This window comes from Blautia sp. CGZ-1-C1, assembly GCF_056504575.1.
Window position 1 is genome coordinate 26910 of the sequence record NZ_JBWLUT010000060.1, and the last position, 21815, is coordinate 48724.

At 42.3% G+C, this 21815-nt stretch carries 22 protein-coding genes; 20 read left to right on the plus strand and 2 right to left on the minus strand.

The genetic code is table 11. The features are described from left to right. Positions 1-160: 160 nt before the first annotated feature. Entirely contained in the window at positions 161-793 is a 633-nt protein-coding gene (locus tag AC058W_RS04230; protein WP_117676681.1) for an SGNH/GDSL hydrolase family protein, read from the minus strand. A 535-nt stretch (positions 794-1328) separates the two neighbouring features. Between AC058W_RS04230 and AC058W_RS04235 the strand changes: the two genes are divergently transcribed. The 8 genes from AC058W_RS04235 to atpC all read left to right on the plus strand — a co-directional run bounded on the left by AC058W_RS04235 (position 1329) and on the right by atpC (position 7827). Beyond that, complete coding sequence (locus AC058W_RS04235; RefSeq protein WP_117676680.1) at positions 1329-1991, plus strand: F0F1 ATP synthase subunit A; 663 nt, start codon at positions 1329-1331, stop codon at positions 1989-1991. Positions 1992-2254: 263 nt separating this feature from the next. After that, the gene (gene atpE, locus AC058W_RS04240) at positions 2255-2473 is read left to right on the plus strand and encodes an ATP synthase F0 subunit C (RefSeq protein WP_019160512.1); all 219 of its coding nucleotides are present in this window, start codon (positions 2255-2257) and stop codon (positions 2471-2473) included. A gap of 40 nt (positions 2474-2513) precedes the next feature. After that, the gene (gene atpF / locus AC058W_RS04245; RefSeq protein ID WP_243098813.1) at positions 2514-3014 is read left to right on the plus strand and encodes a F0F1 ATP synthase subunit B; all 501 of its coding nucleotides are present in this window, start codon (positions 2514-2516) and stop codon (positions 3012-3014) included. Beyond that, a complete protein-coding gene (atpH, locus tag AC058W_RS04250) occupies positions 2995-3498 on the plus strand; it encodes an ATP synthase F1 subunit delta (RefSeq protein WP_117676678.1) in 504 nt (167 codons plus the stop codon). Before atpF ends, atpH begins: the two co-directional genes overlap by 20 nt. A gap of 16 nt (positions 3499-3514) precedes the next feature. Beyond that, complete coding sequence (atpA, locus tag AC058W_RS04255; protein WP_330489879.1) at positions 3515-5014, plus strand: F0F1 ATP synthase subunit alpha; 1500 nt, start codon at positions 3515-3517, stop codon at positions 5012-5014. A gap of 8 nt (positions 5015-5022) precedes the next feature. Then, complete coding sequence (gene atpG / locus AC058W_RS04260) at positions 5023-5913, plus strand: ATP synthase F1 subunit gamma (RefSeq protein WP_117676676.1); 891 nt, start codon at positions 5023-5025, stop codon at positions 5911-5913. 5 nt (positions 5914-5918) lie between these two features. Continuing rightward, complete coding sequence (gene atpD / locus AC058W_RS04265) at positions 5919-7316, plus strand: F0F1 ATP synthase subunit beta (RefSeq protein WP_118247124.1); 1398 nt, start codon at positions 5919-5921, stop codon at positions 7314-7316. Between the two features lie 97 nt (positions 7317-7413). Then, positions 7414-7827 carry an ATP synthase F1 subunit epsilon gene (gene atpC / locus AC058W_RS04270; protein ID WP_118247125.1) on the plus strand — a complete coding sequence of 138 codons (414 nt, stop codon included), beginning with the start codon at positions 7414-7416 and terminating at the stop codon, positions 7825-7827. 333 nt (positions 7828-8160) lie between these two features. On the opposite strand, the gene bsh is transcribed toward atpC, so the two are convergent. Continuing rightward, complete coding sequence (bsh, locus tag AC058W_RS04275; protein WP_118247126.1) at positions 8161-9138, minus strand: choloylglycine hydrolase; 978 nt, start codon at positions 9136-9138, stop codon at positions 8161-8163. 303 nt (positions 9139-9441) lie between these two features. Between bsh and AC058W_RS04280 the strand changes: the two genes are divergently transcribed. The 12 genes from AC058W_RS04280 (at position 9442) to AC058W_RS04335 (ending at position 21814) form a co-directional block, all read left to right on the plus strand. Then, entirely contained in the window at positions 9442-10449 is a 1008-nt protein-coding gene (locus AC058W_RS04280; protein ID WP_118247127.1) for a LacI family DNA-binding transcriptional regulator, read from the plus strand. A gap of 363 nt (positions 10450-10812) precedes the next feature. Continuing rightward, on the plus strand, positions 10813-13167 hold the full coding sequence (gene yicI, locus AC058W_RS04285) for an alpha-xylosidase (protein ID WP_117845131.1): 2355 nt from the start codon (positions 10813-10815) through the stop codon (positions 13165-13167). Between the two features lie 191 nt (positions 13168-13358). Beyond that, positions 13359-13877, plus strand: a complete 519-nt coding sequence (locus AC058W_RS04290) for a prepilin peptidase (RefSeq protein WP_243010081.1) — start codon at positions 13359-13361, stop codon at positions 13875-13877. Continuing rightward, the gene (locus AC058W_RS04295) at positions 13874-14887 is read left to right on the plus strand and encodes a P-loop NTPase family protein (protein ID WP_243009266.1); all 1014 of its coding nucleotides are present in this window, start codon (positions 13874-13876) and stop codon (positions 14885-14887) included. The genes AC058W_RS04290 and AC058W_RS04295 overlap by 4 nt, the downstream gene beginning before the upstream one ends. Continuing rightward, on the plus strand, positions 14884-16074 hold the full coding sequence (locus AC058W_RS04300) for a CpaF family protein (RefSeq protein WP_479389760.1): 1191 nt from the start codon (positions 14884-14886) through the stop codon (positions 16072-16074). Before AC058W_RS04295 ends, AC058W_RS04300 begins: the two co-directional genes overlap by 4 nt. Beyond that, positions 16071-16844 (plus strand): type II secretion system F family protein, encoded by a 774-nt coding sequence (locus AC058W_RS04305; RefSeq protein ID WP_479389761.1) that lies wholly within the window; start codon positions 16071-16073, stop codon positions 16842-16844. Before AC058W_RS04300 ends, AC058W_RS04305 begins: the two co-directional genes overlap by 4 nt. Before the next feature lie 8 nt (positions 16845-16852). Beyond that, the gene (locus tag AC058W_RS04310; protein ID WP_182474221.1) at positions 16853-17881 is read left to right on the plus strand and encodes a type II secretion system F family protein; all 1029 of its coding nucleotides are present in this window, start codon (positions 16853-16855) and stop codon (positions 17879-17881) included. A 36-nt stretch (positions 17882-17917) separates the two neighbouring features. After that, positions 17918-18118 carry a Flp1 family type IVb pilin gene (locus tag AC058W_RS04315; RefSeq protein ID WP_117676697.1) on the plus strand — a complete coding sequence of 67 codons (201 nt, stop codon included), beginning with the start codon at positions 17918-17920 and terminating at the stop codon, positions 18116-18118. A gap of 97 nt (positions 18119-18215) precedes the next feature. Next, positions 18216-19733 carry a DUF5702 domain-containing protein gene (locus AC058W_RS04320; RefSeq protein ID WP_243009913.1) on the plus strand — a complete coding sequence of 506 codons (1518 nt, stop codon included), beginning with the start codon at positions 18216-18218 and terminating at the stop codon, positions 19731-19733. Between the two features lie 397 nt (positions 19734-20130). Beyond that, positions 20131-20829, plus strand: a complete 699-nt coding sequence (locus tag AC058W_RS04325) for a TadE family protein (RefSeq protein ID WP_479389762.1) — start codon at positions 20131-20133, stop codon at positions 20827-20829. A gap of 56 nt (positions 20830-20885) precedes the next feature. Beyond that, complete coding sequence (locus AC058W_RS04330) at positions 20886-21311, plus strand: prepilin peptidase (RefSeq protein WP_118137127.1); 426 nt, start codon at positions 20886-20888, stop codon at positions 21309-21311. Continuing rightward, on the plus strand, positions 21308-21814 hold the full coding sequence (locus AC058W_RS04335) for a TadE family protein (RefSeq protein ID WP_117676666.1): 507 nt from the start codon (positions 21308-21310) through the stop codon (positions 21812-21814). Before AC058W_RS04330 ends, AC058W_RS04335 begins: the two co-directional genes overlap by 4 nt. The last annotated feature ends 1 nt before the right edge of the window (position 21815 follow it).

The following is a 21815-nucleotide window of genomic DNA, read 5'->3' on the forward strand; positions in this document are numbered from 1 at the left end:
GGATATTCGCAATCCGCTTTCGCTACTTGCTCATAACCAAATAACTGCTTCGCAGTTTATCAGAAGGGGCTTGTACCCCTTCTGATACAAGCAAGTCCCTACCCACTGCTTATTGCTCTTCGCAATTGAAGCAGGGGACTTACTTGATTTGGTTAAATGGTCAGTGGAACTCTTTTATTATTACTTCATACAACAGAGTAGCAAGTAATTCGTGTCCATATCGAGTAAGGTGAATGCCATCAGTAGTAATCTGGTCAAATCCCTTTTGAATTGCTTCATTATTAAAGTAATCATGTAATGGCAGAAAAGGCAGATTGAACTTTTCGGAGAGCTGTCGGATATGAGTGGACATGGTTCGGACGTAAGGAATCCATGTCTGATATTCTTCGGGATGTGGAAAGATAAACGGTTCCATGAGAATCACCTGTCTGGCATCTCTGGTAAGCAGTTTTAGTAATTCTTTATAATGTGCAACAAAGTCCTGCATCATTTGCTTTTTCTGGAACTCGGTGCGGTCAGTGTTCATCATCAGACCGATATCATTGACACCAATCAAAAGTGTGATAATTGGAGAGCGGTGCAGGGGAATTCTTTGCAGTCTGATATTTTCCAGAACTCTTGCTACAGTGAATCCATCAATGCCGTAATTTTTGAATTGCATTGTATCAGATATATTTATAGTATGTTTCTGAAACATTTCAGAAAGCATCTGTACATATCCGTTTCCCAGAGGGAAATCTTCGAATAAATGATTACAGTCCGTGATGCTGTCTCCGAGACAAATGATCTGCATAAAAATTTTCTCCTGTATAGTATGTCTTAAAATGGTATTACCAATATACAGATTGGTAAGTTTGGGAATATAAAATTTATATAAAAACTATATAAAATAATATCATCAGCTTACAGTTCGGTCAATGAAAAATGCCGTTTTTTCGTGAAAATGCCTTGGGAAAACTGTGAAAATAGATTTTTAATCAAAAATAACTGGATAGAATGCACAAAAAACAGAACTATTTTTGTCGGAAATGGTCAAAATGATTGTTGACTTTTTAATAGATTCGAATATAATAAACTCAAAATCTTGAATCTCTTAAAGAATTTATAAACAAATTATAAATTTTAAATATGATTATCCGGATGAATCCCAATCCTTAGCGGATGTGGATTAAATAAAATTTCTACCGGATAAAAAGATACTTTTCAGGCTTTCCGATAAGAACAGAAACAACAAAGACGGACCTCAAAATGGAAGAAGTGAAAAGAAATCAGAGGGATTCGAAATAGAAAAGGAGGGAAAAGAAACGGGTAATTTAGCAAGCACGTTAATGGAAGAACTTCAATGTAAGACAGTTTTTACCATACCTGTGTTTGGAGGAATACCGATCGCAGAATCAGTAGCAGTGACATGGGTGATCATGGCAGTGCTTTTAATTTTGTCATTGGTGCTCGTAAGAAACCTGAGTGTGGAAAACCCTGGTAAGAAACAGCTTTTATTGGAAGCAGGAGTAGGTTTTCTTCATAACTTCTTTGAGGATATCCTTGGAGAAGAGGGAAAAATGTATATTCCCTATCTGATGACAGTTGTCATTTACATTGGAATTGCAAACATTTTCGGTGTGTTTGGATTTGTACCGCCTACAAAGGATTTAAACTGTACGATTGGACTGGCCATTATCAGTATTTTCCTGATCGAGTATGCAGGATTTCATAAGAAAGGTCTGAAAGGCTTTCTCAAAAGCTTCGCAGAACCGTCTCCGGTCATGCTGCCGATCAATATTCTGGAGATCGCCATTCGTCCGACATCACTTTGTATGCGACTTTTTGGTAATGTGTTAGGAAGCTATGTGGTTATGAAACTTCTTGAGTTTATATGCCCGGCAATTCTTCCTATCCCATTCAGCCTGTATTTTGATTTCTTTGACGGATTCATTCAGGCGTATGTATTTGTATTCTTAACTTCTTTATTTATTAAGGAAGCTATTGAATAAAAAAGATTACTGTTCATACAGGAATATGACATCTATATAAGACCTGAGACGCGGGACATAAGGGATAAGACAGCAGTTATGAACAGCGCTTAAATGCTGTCCGGATAATCCGGTGGGTCATAACGGTCATAAACAACCGTTGGTACAGACATCTGTTGCACAGGCATCAAATGATCTCATCGGAATATCGACAGGATAGCATATTGTGAAGAAAGATTTGTAATATTTAGTTTATTTCAGTTAAACAACAGGAGGAAAAAGTTATGTTAGTAGCAATTGGAGCAGCAATCGCAGTTATGACAGGTATCGGAGCAGGTATTGGTATTGGTATGGCAACATCCAAAGCAGTTGAAGCAATCGCAAGACAGCCAGAAGCAGAAAGCAAGATCAGTAAAGCACTTCTTTTAGGATGCGCCCTTGCCGAGGCAACAGCTATTTACGGTTTCGTTATCGGTCTTCTGATCGTTATCATGCTTGGCTAATTAATGGATAAAGAATACATACGAAAGGCAGGTGGGACAGGTGATCGAGATTAACATCAACCTGGTCTTTACAATTATTAACCTGATTGTTCTTTATCTTTTAATGAAGAAGTTTCTGTTTGGTCCGATCCTTAACGTGATGGAACAGAGAAAAAACATGATCGACCAGCAGTTCGCAAGTGCCAAAGAAACTGAAGAGAAGGCATACGAACTGAAAGGCAAATATGAAGATGCACTCAAATCTGCGAAAGACGAATCCATGCGAATTGTAAACCAGGCGAAGGATGAGGCAAAAGTACAGGCTGACCGTATTGTAAAAGATGCAAATACACAGGTCGGTGAAATGCTTAATAAAGCAAAGGCAGATATCAGGACAGAGCAGGAAAATGCTATGAAAGCTATGGAAAGCAGAGTGGCAGAGATTGCGCTGGATGCAGCCTCAAAGATCATGGGAGAGAAAAACAGCAGTCAGCAGGATTTGTCCCTTTATGACCAGTTTATAAAAGAGGCAGGTGATTCCAATGACGGAAACAAGCATTAATTATGCAAAAGCATTATATGAGCTTTCTGTCCCGGAAGAAGCTGTTTTGGAGACAGAAAAGATTTTCGAGGGTACCCCGCAGTTAAAGGGTGTCCTTGAGAATCCGTTGGTTTCTTTAAAAGAAAAAGAACATGTAATTGACAGGGTTTTCCCACAGGAGATGAAGAATTTCCTGAAGATAACCTGTAAATATCAGAAAATCAGCAGCATTGAGGAGATTCTGGAAGCGTACGGTGATTACAGCCGCAAGCAGAAAGGTATCCTGAAAGCTGTCCTCACATATGTAACAAAACCGGAAGAAGCCCAGAAAGAGAAGATGGAGGATTTCCTTCGCAGGGAATTCGGAGCAAAGGAAGTCATTCTTACTCTGAAAGAAGACAAATCTTTGATCGGTGGCTTCATTCTTTCTGCCGGAGACAAAGAGTATGACTGGAGTCTCCGCGGACGTTATACGAAATTAAGACAGAAATTGACACGGAGGTGAATAAAAGTTGGCTGCAGTGAATCCAGATGAAATCATTTCGATTCTGAAAGAAGAAATAAAGAATTATGACGAAATCAGCAAGGACCAGGAAGTAGGAACAGTCATCTCCGTCGGAGATGGTATCGCCACGGTATATGGTATCGATCATGCCATGTACGGTGAGGTTGTAACCTTTGAGAATGGTCTGAAAGGTATGGTTCAGGATATCCGTGCAAACAGCATCGGATGTATCCTGTTCGGTAAAGATACAGGAATCAAAGAAGGAACAAAGGTGGCAAGAACCCAGAAACAGGCAGGTGTGCCTGTAGGTGACGCTTTTATCGGAAGGATTGTAAATGCTCTGGGAGCACCGATCGATGGTAAAGGCGAGATCAAGGCAGACGGGTATCGTCCAGTAGAGAATCCGGCACCTGGGATCATTGAGAGAAAATCTGTAACAGTTCCGCTGGAAACAGGTATTCTTTCCATTGACTCCATGTTCCCGATCGGCCGTGGCCAGCGTGAGCTGATCATCGGTGACAGACAGACAGGTAAGACTTCCGTTGCACTGGATACCATTCTTAACCAGAAAGGTAAAGATGTAATCTGTATCTATGTTGCAATCGGACAGAAAGCTTCCACAGTAGCTAAAATTGTATCTACTCTGGAGAAACATGGTGCTATGGACTATACAACAGTATTCTCCTCCACAGCCAGTGACTGTGCACCACTTCAGTACATTGTTCCTTATGCAGGTACTGCACTTGCTGAGTACTTCATGTACAAGGGAAAAGATGTATTAATGGTTTATGATGATTTATCCAAGCATGCAGTTGCATATCGTGCACTGTCATTGCTTCTGGAACGTTCACCGGGACGTGAGGCTTATCCTGGAGATGTATTCTATCTCCATTCCAGATTACTGGAGCGTTCCAGCCGTCTGAATGAAAAGGCCGGCGGTGGTTCTATCACTGCACTTCCTATCATTGAGACACAGGCAGGTGACCTTTCCGCATATATTCCTACAAACGTTATTTCCATCACAGATGGTCAGATCTTCCTGGAGAGTGACCTGTTTAACTCCGGTATGCGTCCGGCGGTTAACGTAGGTCTTTCCGTATCCCGAGTTGGTGGTGCTGCACAGGCAAAAGCCATGAAGAAAGCAGCAGGAAGTGTCCGTATCGATCTGGCTCAGTATCGTGAGATGGAAATCTTTACACAGTTCAGTTCTGATCTGGACGAGGCTACAACTCAGCAGCTGAAATACGGAAGCGGACTTATGGAACTTCTGAAACAGCCGCTTTCAAGCCCGTTAAGTCTTCATGAACAGGTCATCACTCTTTGTGCGGCAACACACAAGGCAATGATGCACGTGGAAACTAAGAAGATGAAGAAGTATCAGAGAGATATGCTGGACTACTTTGACAGTGCTTATCCGGAAATCGGAAGAGAGATCGAGGAGAAGAGACAGCTTCCGGATGAACTGGCAGAAAAGATCGTGAAAGTGGCAGAAGAATTTGCAGATAAGAGCAGGTAGGTGTTGATATGGGCAGTACGAAAGAGATTCAGACTCGAATGAAAAGCATTCAGGACACCATGAAGATCACCAATGCCATGTATATGATTTCTTCATCCAAGATGCAGAAGGCCAAAAGAATCCTGTCCGATACAGAACCGTATTACTATAATATGCAGGCGGCAATTTCCCGAATCCTGCGTCATATGCCGGATACAGAGCATCCTTTTTTCAGTATCCGTCATAAAATCGCAGAGGAAGACCGTAAGATCGGCTGTATCGTAGTTACCGGTGATAAAGGTATGGCAGGTGCCTATAACCATAATATCCAGAAAATAACAGAACAGTTTATGGCAGAGCATGAGCACTGCAAGCTTTATGTGCTGGGTATGGTAGGCCGTCAGTATTTCACGAAGAAACATATGGATATCGCAGAGAACTTTCCATATACAGTACAGAAACCGACCATGCACAGAGCGCGTCTGATCTCAGAGGAGATTGTCAGAGCGTTCCTGGACAGAGAACTGGACGAAGTCCGTATTTTCTATACGGAGATGCAGAGTGCAGTTGCCATGGAGCCGGTGAATATGCAGCTTCTTCCATTGAAGAAAGCAGAGTTCCTGCCAAATCAGGCAATGCTTGCGGATATGCCACAGGAGGAAATCGTGCTGTCACCATCAGCCGATGTACTTCTGAATACCATGATCCCAAATTACCTGACCGGTCTGATCTATGGATGTCTTGTAGAAGCGTATGCCAGTGAAAATAATGCCAGAATGATGGCAATGCAGTCCTCTACGGACAGTGCAAAGAAGATGCTCAGGGAGTTATCCATTGAGTATAACCGTGCGCGTCAGGCTGCCATCACACAGGAAATCACTGAGATTGTCAGCGGTGCAAAAGCACAAAAAAGGAAGTGACGACGATGAACAAAGGTAAAATTGTACAGGTTATGGGACCTGTTGTAGACGTTGTTTTTGAAGATGGAAATCTTCCTGAGATCAAGGATGCCCTTGAGGTAGAGAACAACGGTAAAAGATGTGTAATGGAAGTTTCCCATCATCTGGGAAACAATATGGTACGCTGCATTATGCTGAGCGCAAGCGAAGGCTTACAGCGTGACAGAGAAGTCATCGCCACAGGAAGCGGCATTAAGGTTCCTGTAGGTGATAAGACACTGGGACGTTTATTTAACGTACTTGGTGATACAGTAGATGACGGTCCTTCCCTTGAGGGAGAACAGAAATGGGTCATCCACAGAGATCCGCCGGATTTCGAACATCAGAAACCGGCTGTAGAAATCCTGGAAACAGGTATTAAGGTTATCGACCTTCTTGCACCATATGCAAAAGGTGGTAAGATCGGTCTGTTCGGTGGTGCCGGTGTTGGTAAGACAGTCCTGATCCAGGAGCTGATCCAGAACATTGCTACAGAGCATGGCGGATATTCCATTTTCACAGGTGTTGGAGAGCGTTCCCGTGAAGGTAACGATTTATGGTCAGAAATGAAGGAGTCCGGCGTTCTTGAAAAAACAGCCTTAGTGTTCGGACAGATGAACGAGCCGCCGGGATCCCGTATGCGTGTTGCTGAAACCGGACTGACAATGGCCGAATACTTCAGAGATGAAGAACACAGAGATGTGCTTCTTTTCATTGATAATATTTTCCGTTTTGTACAGGCCGGTTCCGAGGTTTCCGCCCTTCTTGGACGTATGCCTTCAGCCGTAGGTTATCAGCCTACACTGGCTACTGAGATGGGTGAACTTCAGGAACGTATCGCTTCTACTAAGGATGGTTCTGTAACATCTGTACAGGCTGTCTATGTACCAGCAGATGACCTGACTGACCCGGCTCCTGCAACTACATTCGCTCATCTGGATGCAACAACCGTTCTTTCCAGAAAGATCGTAGAGCAGGGTATTTATCCGGCTGTTGATCCGCTGGAATCTACTTCCCGTATCCTTGAGCCGGATGTTGTTGGTGAAGAACATTATGAAGTAGCACGTAAAGTACAGGAAATCCTTCAGAAGTATAAAGAACTTCAGGACATCATCGCTATTCTTGGTATGGAAGAGCTTTCTGAAGAAGATAAGAGCACTGTATTCCGTGCAAGAAAGATCCAGAAGTTCCTTTCCCAGCCATTCCATGTAGCTGAGAACTTCACAGGTATCAAGGGTAAATATGTTCCTCTGAAAGAAACCATCCGTGGATTCAAGGCAATCGTTGATGGTGAGATGGATCAGTATCCGGAAAATGCTTTCTTCAATGTTGGTACAATTGAGGATGTTATCGAGAAAGCTAAAGCTGAGATGGGTCAGGCGTAAAGTTTCAGGTTTTCATCATGTTTAAGTCAGAGCGTTCAAAAGGAATGCTAAAGTGATAGTTGAAAAGTGAAACAAGGATTGAATAAGGAGACTTCATATGGCAGACACATTTGGTCTTGAGATTTATGCCAGTAATAAGTTGGCATTTGCAGGACGTGCCAGGACTCTGACCATTCCGGCTGTTGACGGCGAGCAGGCTTTTCTGGCACAGCATGAGAATATCGTTGCGGCTATCATTCCTGGGGAAATGCGTTTCGAGGAAGCAGATGGTACAAAGCATGTTCTGGCTGTGAGCAGTGGGTTTGTAGAGATGATCAATAACCGTGCGAAACTGTTCTGCCTGACAGCAGAGAGTCCGGAGGAGATCGATATCCGCAGAGCACAGGAAGCGAAGGAAAGAGCAGAGGAGCAGTTGAGACAGAAGCAGAGTATTCAGGAGTATCATATGAATCAGCTGGCGCTGTCGAGAGCTATGGCACGACTTCGAGTTACGAGTCATAAAGAGATATAGGGTTACATTTTGGTAAATGTAAGGAAAACCCCAAAGGGAAGTTCCCAAAGGGGACGCTTGAGCAGCGTCCCCTCTGGACACCCCTTGCGCTTCTTTTAGGAGCGCGAGGTTTTTTATGTGGGAATAAACTAACTTGGCGGATTTGCCAGGTTGGGTTAAAAAAGTCACCGCGGATTGCGGTGGCTTTTTTTCGGTAGTGGGTAGTTGGGGGATTGTGGGATGGATTTACGGTGTTTGGGGTATGGGGAGATTTATGAGGAGAGCTGGGAATGAAAATGAGAAAAACGGCTGCCGGGTACTTGGAGGTATCTGGGCAGCCGTTTTTGGGATAAGTTAGTTTTGAAAATTTATATTTTGTTCTGTAAGAACTGGATAGCGGATTAATGTAGTAGTGTCGAGATTTTCATGATGCATGTTTACGGCGGAAATCTGGTGGTTTTCGTAGGTTGTATAGTAGTAGATTCCTTTGGTGGCGTTGCAGCAGGAGGTGTAGAGGGTGATTTCGTATTTTTCTTCTGTTACTTCGCAGCAACCTCTCTGCTGGTCTACGGAGCCGAGGATGTGGAAGAACTGGCTGACGCTTTCTGACTCGGTTTCACCGGATCTGGAATTCATTTTGGTGAAGGCTACTTTGGCGAAGCGGGAGGCGGAGGAGAGGTCTCCCGGCAAGCCGAGGGCACCCATGCCGCGGCTGTAGGACTGGAGGTTCAGGCCTGGGGCAAAGGTGTTTTGTGGCTGGCGTGGGGATAGTCCCTGGTAGTTGTTTAGCTGGAACATCTGCTGTGGGAATGGCGGGTTGTTTGTCAGTACGCCTACCGGGTTATCGTAAATGTGAAGACCGTCTTTCATGGATTCGATTACGATGCAGCCAGAAGCATCTGCAAGGATCCAGTGGAGCTGGGCGCAAGGGAAGTTTTTGCTGAACTGGGTGTTGGTGAGATTCATGGTGGAGAGTTTCTGGCGTGCTTCTTCTAATGTGGCACACTGGCTGAGAATCCATGGGATAAATTCAAACTGGGCAACGTTTTCTTTTCCGGATACGGGTTCTGCGTAAACAGCGTTTCCGACGAAGTTCAGGCCTGCCATTCCGAGTCCTTTTTCGTTAATAGCATCATAATAAAGGGGATAATCACCGGCAACATGTGCCATGCCAATGATTGCATAGTGGTTATCCAAGACTTTGTCTGAATGGCGGAAATGGAATGGATAGTTTCTTGGTGTGATGGTGATTTCGTCACCGTAGGAAAATTCGTAATCGAGAGTTCTGCCGAAATAGAAATCTTTTGTTTTATAAGTTGCTGCTGTGCACATATTACTACCTCCTGTTGTATGAAAATTATGTCAGTCAATGGCTGATAATATACGGGTAAAGCATTTATTTTTTGAGAATATTACCACAAACTTTCTGGTTTATGCAAGATATATGTGGCTATTTTGGAGATATATGTAGTATACTGAGTATTGTTTATATGCTACTGGCATAACGCTTTCCAAATAACTATACCACGTAATTGATATAGGTATTTATGAAACGGCACACTGGCTTGTGAGGTACTTGACATTACTTGTTGTTCATGTAGCATATTATCGAAGGAAGTAAGGGGACAGATAAAAATGGTTACGATTAAAGAAATTGCGGAAATGGCAGGGGTGAGCACAACAACGGTATCTAATGTGCTGCACAAAAAGACGGCACGCGTTTCTGCAAATACAATAGAAAAAGTGGAAAAACTGCTTGCAGAAAACAACTATATTCCCAGGCTGGGATTAAATGCGCTTACTAATAAAAGCTCTAAAATTATCAGCATTTTGATCAATACGCCTGCATTTGCCAGAGGCTCTGCATATGAAAGTCCTTTTTACGGACGGATTATTGGTAAGCTGGAGGAGCTTTTGCGAAAAAAAGGATATTATATCATGATTTTTTCGGATAAGAATGTAGAAGAAATTGAGAAAATGACACTTGGATGGAACGTAGACGGGATTATTACGATTTCTATGCCTTTTGCATACTGTAAAAAAATCTCGGGGCTTTCGGATAAGCCTATGGTTTCCATAGATATGGGAGAAATTCCGAAAGAGGAAGAGAAGTTTTATCTTGTGACTTCCGAAGATGAAAAAGCCGGAGCCGAGATGAGTGAATATCTGATTTCCAATGGGACAAAAAAAATCATATATCTGGCAAATGCCGTTCATGGAGCTGACTATCGTAGATATCAGGGAGCAAAGAAAACAGCAGACAGGAAAAGCTGTGAGCTGGAGATGAAGTTACTTCCGACAGAAACAGAAGGAAGACAGATGGTATATGGGGAATTGCTGAAATATGCAGGAACAGATACAACGCTGCTCTTTTCCACAGATAAAAATGCAGCGGAGATGATTTCTTTTCTTCACAGAAATGATGTAAAAGTGCCGGAAGATATTTCTGTAGCAGGAATAGATGATGATGTGTTTGCGACTATTGTATATCCGACGATTACGACCATGAAAATTGACGTAGAGGAAAAGGCAAATATGGCGGTGGAGATTCTGATGAGACTGATACAGGGGGAATCATGTATGCCTTATATTTATAAAACAAAGGTGCAGCTGATAGAGAGAGAAAGTGTAAAAAAGAGATAGAATAACATAGAAGAACTGACAATAGAGTGAAAAGAAAATATTCTGTGTAGAGTCACGTAGTGGAAGCGGATTGCGAATAGCATAAATTCTGTGTATCGCGAAGCGTGTTACTGAGAACGGAGTGAACAGAAACTGTCTTTTGGATATCATGAGAAAAGGGCAGTTTTTTTATTTGACTTAGGTTATGAAGAAAACCTACAATAAAAATGATGAAAATACAAAATAAAATGTTGACAATGCACATAACATCGATTATATTGAAAATATCAAAAAGCAACAGTTTGAAAGAGAATTGTCAATAAAAAGTTAGTGTATCAATTTGTCAATGCGTGATTTATGAGATTAAAACGAGGAGGATCAGGAATGAAATTCACAGAAGGTTACTGGGAGAAGAATGAACGTGCCAATGCATCTTATGCAATGCAGGCTTTTACAGCAGAAGTAATTCCGGGAGGAATGAGAATTGTTTCTCCGTTTAGAGAGATCAATGACAGAGGCGGCGCTCTTGATGTAGGAACGATTACTACAGAATTCACTTCTGTGCGTAAGGATATCATCAGTGTCAGAAGCTATCATTATCAGGGATATATTAAGGGTGAGCCAAGATATGAACTGAATGAGGATCCGCAGGAGACAGAAGTAGAGATCACAGATGCTGAAGCTGTTATGAAAGCGGGCAGAATGACAGTAAGAGTAGATCTGAAAGATTTTAAGATCACTTATGAGGCTGATGGAAAGGTTCTTACCGGTATCGGATTCCGTAATCTGGGATATATGCAGTATGACAGAGCAACACTGACCAAATTCCCGGAACCAAACTATATGGCAGCACAGTATCAGCCATATATGGTAGCAGAACTTTCTCTTGATCCGGGAGAATGCGTATACGGACTTGGAGAAAGATTTACAGCATTTGTAAAGAATGGACAGGTAGTGGATGTATGGAATGAAGACGGTGGTACTGCATCTCAGATTTCCTATAAGAATATTCCATTTTATGTAACTAGCAAACATTACGGTGTATTTGTAGATCACAGCGACAATGTTTCTTTTGAAGTTGCAAGTGAGAAAGTAGAGAACGTAGGATTTTCTGTAAAAGGTGAAGAAATCCGCTATCATGTAATCTATGGTGATGATATCAAAGGTGTGCTTGAGACATATACAGACCTTACCGGAAAACCGGCACTGCCACCGGCATGGTCCTTTGGATTATGGCTTTCTACATCCTTTACAACTAATTATGATGAAAACACGACAAACTCCTTTATCCAGGGAATGGCTGACAGAGATATTCCGTTAAATGTATTCCACTTTGACTGCTTCTGGATGAAAGAACTTCACTGGTGCGATTTTGAATGGGATGAGAGAATTTTCCCTGATGTACCGGGAATGCTGAAACGCTACAAAGATAAAGGTCTGAAGATCTGCGTATGGATTAATCCTTATATTGCGCAGGGAACTGCATTCTTCAAAGAAGGAATGGAAAAAGGTTACCTGGTACAGCGTGCAGATGGAAGAGGAGTAAAACAGATCGATAACTGGCAGCCTGGAATGGGACTGGTTGATTTTACAAATCCGGAAGCAACGAAATGGTATACAAATAAACTGAAAACTTTGCTTGATGCCGGCGTTGACTGCTTCAAGACAGACTTTGGTGAGAGAATCCCGATTGATGTGAAATATTATGATGGTTCTGATCCGGTTTCCATGCATAACTATTATACATACCTCTACAACAAGGCAGTATTTGGTCTTCTGAAGGAAGTAAAGGGAGAAGGAGAAGCAATCCTTTTCGCAAGAAGTGCGACAGCAGGCGGACAGCAGTTCCCGGTTCACTGGGGAGGTGACTGCTCTGCAACATATGCTTCCATGGCTGAGAGCTTAAGAGGTGGTCTGTCATTTACCTTATCCGGATTCTCCTTCTGGAGCCACGATATGGGTGGATTTGAAATGACAGCAGCGCCGGATGTATACAAACGTTGGCTGCAGTTTGGCCTTCTTTCCACACACAGCCGTCTCCACGGATCCAAGAGCTATCGTGTACCGTGGCTGTTTGATGATGAAGCGGTAGATGTGTGCCGTAAATTTACAAAACTGAAATTAAGATTAATGCCATATCTGTATTCCATGGCTGTGAAATCACATAAGACAGGTATTCCGTCCATGAGAGCGATGATCATGGAATTTAATGATGATCCTGCGACAAAATATCTGGATATGCAGTATATGCTGGGTGACAGCATTCTGGTTGCCCCGATCTTTAACAAAGAAGGTCATGTAGAATATTATCTTCCAAATGGAAAATGGACTCATCTGTTAAGCGGCGAAGTGAAAGAAGGCGGCAGATGGTATGCGGAAGATTATGACTTCTTCTCATTACCGGTATTTGTAAGAGAGAATACACTGCTTCCGATCGGCGCAGTGGATACAACCGCAGATTATGAACTGGAGAAAGATGTACAGATTCAGGTTTATGAGCTGAATGGTAAAGGCTCCTGCAAAGTTGTGACACGTAAGGGCGAAGATGCATTTACAGTAAATGCTGTAAAAGAAGGAAATAAACTTACATTGGAAGCTTCCAGAGAGAATCCGGGAATAACATATCTTCTCAGAAATATTCATGAGGTTTCTTCTGTTGCGGGCGGAAGTGTAGTAAAAGACACAGAAGATGGTATCATCCTGGCACCGGAAGGATGCAAAATAGAAGTTGTATACTAAGTAATCATTTTATAATTATTTTAGAAATTCGACAAAAAATAGGACTGGACAAATCGATTGTCCGGTCCTATAATAATATTCACCAGAGTTCTTCTGGTAATTCAATCCCGCTAGTTCGGCGGTAAATTCCACTTTTAATTTTTATAAAAAACGAAAGAATAAGCAGTTATGAGAAAAATCTAAGATGGGAGGTGATACGATATGGATTTTTTCACCTTTTTCCTGTAGTAGTTGCCGCAGTAGCCATGATTATGGACATTCGCGCTGCGAAAGTTGATAATGGATGGATCTTGTTCTCTCTGATTCTGGGGCTGACCGGATGTATCTGGCGAAAAGGAATTGCAGGAATAAGCTATTTCGCTGTGGGAAGTATAATGCCTTTGTTTCTTATCGTTCTGTTCATTTTCGGAATGATGGGTGCGGGAGACATTAAGTTGTTTTGTGCACTGGGAGGAGTAATGGGCCTTGGGGCTATCTGGAAATGTATTCTTTTTTCTTTTCTGGCAGGCGCATGTATTGCTGTTGTGCTTCTGATCTTCAATCACAATTTCTGTGAACGGATTCTTTATTTTATAAAATATGCAGAGAATACAGTGAGTACGGGAAAGATCACTCCTTATCGGAGTAAAGATATTTCTGCACCGGAGAATTTCCACTTTACGATTCCTGTTTTTGTAAGCGTGCTGTTATATGCAGGAGGTATCTATTGAAAAGAAATATTTTTGCAGTATGTGATCTGGAAGTGGATTATGCGCTGAATTTTATGGACTATTTAAATCAGAAAAAGAATATTCCATTTGAAATACAGGCATTTACAACTGTGGAGAAGCTGATTGCCTATGGGAAACATACACATATAGAGTTGCTGCTGATTTCCGGGCGCGCAATGTGCCGTGAAGTCCGGGAAATGGATATCGGAAAGGTCATTATTTTATCGGAGGGGGTACATCCTCCGGAACTTGACCAGTATCCGAGCGTGTATAAGTACCAGTCTTCTTCGGATGTACTTCGGGAAGTGATGGCATGTTATGGTGCTGAAAAAAAGACAGTATCTGATCAGCTTGCGGTCTTAAAAAAGACGACAGAGCTTATTGGAGTTTTTTCTCCGTTGGGGCGTTGCCTGAAAACTTCTTTTGCATTGACACTTGGACAGATACTTGCCAAAGACAGGGCAGTCCTTTATCTGAATCTGGAGGAATATTCCGGGTTTGAAGAACTGATGGGAAAGGGATTTGCGCATAATTTAAGTGATCTTCTTTATTATGTGCGGCAGGATAACCAGAATCTTCTCTATAAGATGAATAGTATGATACAGACTATAAACAATCTGGATTATATACCGCCTGTGCAAATGCCGGCAGACATTCACACAACAGCCTGGCAGGACTGGGAAAGGCTTTTGCAGATGATCATGCTTGATAGTTCATATGAGATGATCGTGCTGGATATAGGATGTGGGATTGACGAGAATTTCCAGCTTCTGGATATGTGTAAGAAGATTTATATGCCGGTGTTGTCTGATACAGTTTCACAGTGTAAGATTGCCCAGTTTGAAAATCTGGTCCGAATCTGGGATTATCCTCAGATACTGGAAAAGACAGAGAAGATCACTCCTCCTTTTCATATGATGACCGGTCCGCCGTCAGGATATATTGAACAGTTGATGTGGAGTGAACTGGGAGATTATGTGAGAAACCTTCTGAGAAAGGAAAAAGGATGAATAAAGATGTATTTAGAACTTTGCGCCAGATGTTAATGGAGGAACTGGATCTGTCGAGAGAGTTATCAGATAAAGAGATTCTTGATGTAATTGATGAACTGATCCTGAATCAGATGAAGGATATCCGTCTTGCACTGAAAGAAAAAGTGCAGCTTCGTCAGGAACTGTTTTATTCTGTGCGTAAACTGGATGTTTTGCAGGAACTGGTGGATGATGAGACAGTTACTGAAATTATGGTAAATGGACCTGACACGATTTTTGTGGAGCGGGACGGCAGACTGATCAGATGGCATAAAAGCTTTACGTCTGCCGAAAAGCTGGAAGATGTGATTCAGCAGATCGTAGGTAAATGTAACCGCGTGATTAATGAATCTATGCCAATTGTGGATGCCAGACTGGAGAATGGTTCCAGAGTCAATGCAGTAATCTACCCGGTAGCGTTAAACGGTCCGATCCTTACGATACGGCGTTTCCCCGAACACCCCATTACAATGGAAAAGTTGATTGCGCTGGGAAGCATTACCAAAGAATGCGCAGATTTTCTGCAGAAACTTGTAAAAGCGAGGTATTCCATGGTCATAGGCGGTGGAACCGGAAGCGGTAAAACTACATTTCTTGCAGCTATGTCAGAATATATTCCCAAAGATGAAAGACTGATCACGATTGAAGATAATGCAGAGCTTCGCATCAGGGGGATAAATAATCTGGTACGTCTGGAAGCAAAGATGGCCAACATGGAGGGTGCAGTGTCAGTTACGATCAGGGATCTGATCAAATCAGCACTTCGAATGCGCCCTGACAGGATTATAGTGGGAGAAGTCAGAGGCGGAGAGGCAATGGATATGCTTCAGGCATTGAATACAGGGCATGAAGGGTCGCTGTCAACTGCCCACGCCAACTCTGCCAGAGACATGCTATCCCGTCTGGAAACAATGGTTCTTATGGGTGTTGACCTTCCATTGGAAGCTATCAGGAGACAGATTGCATCCGGTGTGGATATTCTGGTACATCTGGGACGAATGAGAGATAAATCAAGAAAGCTATTAGAGGTAACCGAAGTGTGTGGTTTCGAAAATGGAGAAATCCAGATTCGGCCATTGTATCAATGGCAGGAGGGAAAAGGACTGGTAAAGACTGCTTCCCTCCTCAATGTGGAAAAACTAAAAAGAGCGGGGATTGAACTATGAAAGGGAAAGAAAAAGAGCAACGTTATTTGAAACGGGACTATGGTCATTATCATTTTACGGTGAAGGAATTTATGAAATATACAGGACAGGCAGCGGGACTTTGTGCTGTGGCAGATTATCTTTTTTACAGAAGTGCCTGGGTACTGCTTCTTATGCTTCCGGCGTTAGTATTTTATCTGAAATGGCAGCAGAACCGTATGATCAGGGAAAGAAGAAAGAAGCTGAATTACCAGTTTAAGGATGCGCTAACCTCTCTGAGTGTTGCGGTTCAGGCAGGATATTCCGTGGAAAGCGCAATAAAGACCTGTGTCAGGGATCTGGAGCGGTTATACGGAAAAGGAACTGATATTGTAGAAGAATTTCGCTACATTGAAAGTCAGCAGCATATCAGTGTTCCTTTAGAGGAATTGTTTCTGGATCTGGGGTCAAGAAGTCAGGTGGAAGATATCGAGAATTTTGCATCAGTGTTTTATGCAGCCAAGCGTACAGGTGGTGATATGAATCGTGTGATTCAGAAAGTAGCGCGCATGCTGGGAGATAAGATCGATGTAAAAAAAGAAATCGAAGCAACTCTGGCTGCCAAGAAATCGGAGCAAATGATCATGAGTCTTATGCCTGCGGGTATCATTATGTATTTACAGTTGACCTCGCCGGGCTTCTTAAGTGTTCTTTATGGAAATCCCTTTGGAATTGCAGCAATGAGTATCTGTCTTGCTATTTATGCTACGGCATACTGGCTTGGCAGAAAGATCGTAGATATTGAGGTGTGACAGTACAAATGTGGGTACATATTGTCATTTTTATCATACTTTTGTGTGCACTGGCCGGGTGGAAAAAAGGGTGGATTCCATCTTCCGGGATTGGAGGAAAAGAAGGAATCAGGCTATTCATGGTGGTGGCAATATCCGGGAATTTACTTGGAATGATCCTTACCGCGGGAAATGGCAGACAAGTGTATCCTCAGGGATACCGTCTGGAAAAGGAGGATACAGGATCATATGAGAAGGAATTTATGGTATCCGTGGATGGAGAAGAGCCGGTCTCCATGTACATACAGGTACCAGAAAAAGAACTGGAAGAACAGGAAGAACCGAAACAGGATAAGAAACTGACCAGAGAAGAGCAGGCGCAGAAAGATCTGGCGGAGGCAGTGACACGATATAATGAGCAGCAAAACGATCCGGATTATTATTACCTTCCGGATAAGCTGGATGGAAAAAAGATACAGTGGGAAAGCCCTGCGGATACTTCAGGAATGCTCCTGACAGGTTTGTTTCTTGTTGCGGCGATGGCAATTCTTGTAATGAAGGGAAGGGAAGAACAGGTTCAGATTCAAAAAAGGTATGAAGAACTTCTGATGGATTACCCCGGGCTGATCATGAAATTTACACTTCTGGTTCAGGCGGGAATGACTGTAAGGAAGGCATTTCAGAAAATTTCGCTGGATTATAGCAGAAAGAAAAAATCGAAGCCAAGACCGGCGTATGATGAGATACGAATCGTTTGTTATGAAATGGAAAGCGGAGTTTCTGAGAGTGAGGCGTACAGAAGATTCGGAGAAAGATGTGGACAGGCGAAATATAAAACTTTTGCCACACTTCTCATCCAAAATCTTCAGAAGGGCAGCAGACAGATGGCTGATATGCTCGAAAGAGAGTCTATGGAGGCCTGGGAAGAACGCAAGAGAAAGGCACGTGTTCTCGGAGAAGCTGCCGCAACAAAGCTTCTGGTACCGATGATCATGATGCTGATGGTCGTGATGGCAATCGTTATGATTCCGGCCTTTCTGTCATTTTATGGAACATGATAAAGGAAAGAAGATATGAGACATACGGAGGAAAAGATGGGACGATTGATATGGAAAATAAAAAATCAAAACGAATTAATACGAAGATTCGTGGAGGAAGAGGACGCTGTAGGTGTTGTAGAGATCATTTTAATTCTGGTAGTCCTGATCGGACTTGTCATCATTTTCAAAGAGCAGCTGACCGAACTGGTGCAGAGCATTCTTTCAAAGATCGCCAAACAGAGTAATTCTATTTAACCAATACATTGTTTGGGAGTTCAACTGTGCAGGCACAGGAACTTATAGTTAGTTGTGCAATAATGTATTGAGAAAGAGAAGGAGGTGTACTTCCTGCATGAGAAATCATAAAGAAATGAGAGGAAGCATTACAGTATTTCTGGCACTGATACTTAGTCTGCTTTTATCTCTGGTATGTACAAGTATTGAATCTGTGCGGATGGCATCTGCCAGAACGCAGATTCTGAACAGCATGGATATTGGACTGTATTCAGTGTTTGGACAGTATGATAAGAAGCTTCTTGAAGACTATGATCTGTTTGCACTTGATGGTTCTATGGGAGGCGGACAGCTGAATCTTGCGAAAATCTGTGACAATCTGGAATCCTATATGAAACCGGTATTAAAGCAGAATAGTCAGAAACTTAGTCTGGAGCATAGCGGGCTTACCGGATACCGGCTTCTGACAGATAATAACGGAGAAGTTTTTTATCAGCAGATCGTGCAGTATATGCAGGAAACTCTTGGAAGTCAGGGAGTACAGGCCCTTCTTAACAGAATGTCTGATCGCGAAAAGAAAACAGAAGAAGCGAATCTGAAAGCAAGTCAGGCAGAGACAGGAGGATCGATCGACAGATATGATTCTGAAATGAATCAGGCATCTCAGAAAAGCCAGCAGGCCGCAGAAGAGGCGGCTAAGAAACAGCAACAGGAAAATGCTTCGTCAGATCAGCAATTTGGAAGTGGAGATACACAGACAACACAGCCGGCACCGGCACAGCAGAATCCGGTGAATAATCCGATTACTGTGATAAAAAGAGTTATGAAGATGGGAGTGTTGGAACTGGTTCTGCCATCCGGATGTGAAGTCTCTACACGTACAATAAGTAAAAACACGCTAGTTTCCGGGAGACAGTTACAACAGGGAATGGAGATGCCGGATGGAGTGATCGCAGATAATAGCTATACTTCCCAGGTTTTGTTCCAACAATATCTGATGAATCATCTGGGAAATTATATGGATTCGTCCAAAGAAGGTCTGGCATATCAAATGGAATATATCTTTGCAGGAAAAGATGAGGATATGGATAATCTGAAATCTGTGGCATCGAAACTTTTGTTTATCAGAGAGGGAGTAAACTTTGCCTGCCTGATGGCTGATAATGTAAAAAGAACAGAGGCACAGGCTCTTGCATCTGCGATTGCAGCAGGATTTCTGGTTCCGCCGGCAGCTGTAGTGATAGAAACAGCGTTGCTTTTATGCTGGGCATTTGCAGAAAGCGTACTGGATGTGAGAGAACTTTTTGCAGGAGGTAAGATTCCGCTTGTGAAGACTTCAGCAGACTGGCAGATATCTCTGGCCAATTTGGGAAATCTGATGGAAGGACTGGATTCTATGCGAAAAAATAATGACCATGGGATGTCCTATGAGGACTATATTCAGGTTCTGGTATTGTCTGTTTCCAAGGAAAAGAAAGTGATAAGGGCTATGGATATGATAGAGAACACAATAAGAAATAAAGGAAGAGCACATTTTAATATGGATTCCTGTGTGGTGGCACTGGAGGCATTTGCAGATGTAAAAGCGAACAAGAAAAAAGAGTTTCATATAATACGTCAGTATTGTTATGAATAAGAGAATGAGTTTGGGATTGTTGTTTGATTTTCTTTAGCAATAGTGTAGATTACTCTCTTTTTATTATTGACATCATGTAACTATTCAGCAGTCTACTATCCCGCGAGGTGTTTTGGCATGAACATGCCAAAATCCCGAGACATACAAGTCAAAATCCCATCGCCGAAGGCGATTTTTAATGGATTTTGACTCGTAACTGTGAAGGTACTGAACAGTTACGACATCATAATAATGGGGATTTTAAGAAAAGAGGTGCAAAAAGATGTTTTTACAGAAGGAAAACAAAAGCATTGATGAAATCGGAATGAAAGAAAAGATAATCTATGAAAGGAGAAAAAGCTCTCTAAAAGAAATTTTCCTGGCTTTTTTATCCCCGAAGAAAAGCCGGGAGGTTCAGATGGCAAAATTGCAGAAAAACTCCAGAGAAGTTCGTTCTGTAAAGGCATCTTTGTGCACCTCTTTTCTGAAAAAAGGAAGTATGGCGGTAGAAACCGCACTTGTTCTTCCGTTGTTTTTTCTTGGAATGGTTACACTGATCTCTTTTATGGATATATATAAGCTGCAGACGGAGCATTTGTCTGATTTATGTAACCGGGCGAAACAGGCAGGAATGTATGCTTATATTACGGGAGAAAGCGGCGTGGAGGATATTACGATTCCGGATGTTTACACATATAAATCTTTTGGAGGGCTAGTACCACTGCCGGGAGTGGTGGTCTATAACCATGTGAAAGTTCATGCATGGACAGGAACAGAATTTCCTGACAATGGAGGCGAACAGGGAGAGATAGAACAGATGGTATATGTGACTGCTTCCGGAAGTGTCTATCATCAAAATCCCGGCTGCAGTTATCTGAATGTGTCATTGAAACAGATTCCGGGAAGTTCTGTCCGGTCTGCAAGCAATCAGTATGGGGAACATTATTCTGCATGCGAAACATGCAGCAGAGGGCAGAATCCGGCAGGAGTAGTATATGTCACAGAACAGGGAAACAGGTATCATAATCTGGAATCATGTAGTGGTTTGAAAAGGTCTGTAAGGCTGGTAAAGGCATCCTCTGTCTCGGGAATGAGTGCATGTAGCAGATGCGGATAATAAAGAACAAAGTGAACAGTTACACATAATAAATAAAAAGCAGACAGGTGAAAAATATGGAAATAAATAATATAAGGGAAGCATGTGTGATCGCATTTCTGGGAGTGAATTCCTGGATAGATATTCGGAAAAAACAGGTTTCATTACTGCTTATTGCGGTATTTGCAGGGAGTGGAATCTTATGGACAATATGCAGCAGAAGTGCCGCATTGGATTTTCTGGTATGTGCAGGAACAGGACTGATTTTTGTGGGAATAAGTATTATTACAGAGGGAGCTGTCGGAATGGGAGATGGATGGCTTATTATGGCATTAGGTACAGTGATGAGTGCTGAAGAATTTTTTATGATGCTTTTCTTATCCCTGATATGCAGTGCTGTATGGGCGGGAATTACGATGATATTTTTTCATAGAAAAGGAAATACGGAAATACCATTTGTTCCGTTTTTACTGGCAGGATATTTGGGAGGAATTCTGATATGAAGGGTAATTTAAATATAGATAACAGATCGGGAGTATTTCACCGGGATGATAAAACAGCCAGAACAGAGAACTATAATTGTGTCCGGAAAGGAAGCCTGACTGTGGAGACGGCATGTGTAATGCCGTTGATCCTGCTGACGCTTATGGGGCTTATCTATCTGAGCTTTTTTGTACATAACAGAGCCTGGCTTACAGCTGCGGCATATGAGTCAGCAATCAGTGGAAGTATGGAAGGTATTAAAAAGAATGGACAGATATATGACACTGCAAGAATGCGAAGCGAAGAACTGGGGAGTATAGGATTTTTCGGAGCAGAGAATTTAAGTACACAGACAAATGTTGGAAAAGAAGTGCAGGTGACATATGATCTTGATACGATTTCTTCCTATGGAAATATGAAGTGGCATTTAAGAACAGAAGGAACTTCTTCTGTCATAAATCCTGTAAAACATATTCGTAAACTCAGGGCGGCAGCTGCCATTCTAAAGGGGATGGGGGATTAGT

Bases quoted from the DNA above. Each gene is read 5' to 3' on its own strand.
- atpE (WP_019160512.1), top strand. From the start codon at position 2,255: ATGTTAGTAGCAATTGGAGCAGCAATCGCAGTTATGACAGGTATCGGA.
- AC058W_RS04230 (WP_117676681.1), bottom strand. From the start codon at position 793: ATGCAGATCATTTGTCTCGGAGACAGCATCACGGACTGTAATCATTTA.
- atpC (WP_118247125.1), top strand. From the start codon at position 7,414: ATGGCAGACACATTTGGTCTTGAGATTTATGCCAGTAATAAGTTGGCA.
- AC058W_RS04320 (WP_243009913.1), top strand. From the start codon at position 18,216: ATGAGAAATCATAAAGAAATGAGAGGAAGCATTACAGTATTTCTGGCA.
- AC058W_RS04330 (WP_118137127.1), top strand. From the start codon at position 20,886: ATGGAAATAAATAATATAAGGGAAGCATGTGTGATCGCATTTCTGGGA.
- bsh (WP_118247126.1), bottom strand. From the start codon at position 9,138: ATGTGCACAGCAGCAACTTATAAAACAAAAGATTTCTATTTCGGCAGA.
- atpH (WP_117676678.1), top strand. From the start codon at position 2,995: ATGACGGAAACAAGCATTAATTATGCAAAAGCATTATATGAGCTTTCT.
- AC058W_RS04300 (WP_479389760.1), top strand. From the start codon at position 14,884: ATGAATAAAGATGTATTTAGAACTTTGCGCCAGATGTTAATGGAGGAA.
- AC058W_RS04280 (WP_118247127.1), top strand. From the start codon at position 9,442: ATGGTTACGATTAAAGAAATTGCGGAAATGGCAGGGGTGAGCACAACA.
- AC058W_RS04335 (WP_117676666.1), top strand. From the start codon at position 21,308: ATGAAGGGTAATTTAAATATAGATAACAGATCGGGAGTATTTCACCGG.
- atpG (WP_117676676.1), top strand. From the start codon at position 5,023: ATGGGCAGTACGAAAGAGATTCAGACTCGAATGAAAAGCATTCAGGAC.
- AC058W_RS04325 (WP_479389762.1), top strand. From the start codon at position 20,131: ATGGCAAAATTGCAGAAAAACTCCAGAGAAGTTCGTTCTGTAAAGGCA.
- atpD (WP_118247124.1), top strand. From the start codon at position 5,919: ATGAACAAAGGTAAAATTGTACAGGTTATGGGACCTGTTGTAGACGTT.
- yicI (WP_117845131.1), top strand. From the start codon at position 10,813: ATGAAATTCACAGAAGGTTACTGGGAGAAGAATGAACGTGCCAATGCA.
- AC058W_RS04315 (WP_117676697.1), top strand. From the start codon at position 17,918: ATGGGACGATTGATATGGAAAATAAAAAATCAAAACGAATTAATACGA.
- AC058W_RS04305 (WP_479389761.1), top strand. From the start codon at position 16,071: ATGAAAGGGAAAGAAAAAGAGCAACGTTATTTGAAACGGGACTATGGT.
- AC058W_RS04235 (WP_117676680.1), top strand. From the start codon at position 1,329: ATGGAAGAACTTCAATGTAAGACAGTTTTTACCATACCTGTGTTTGGA.
- AC058W_RS04310 (WP_182474221.1), top strand. From the start codon at position 16,853: ATGTGGGTACATATTGTCATTTTTATCATACTTTTGTGTGCACTGGCC.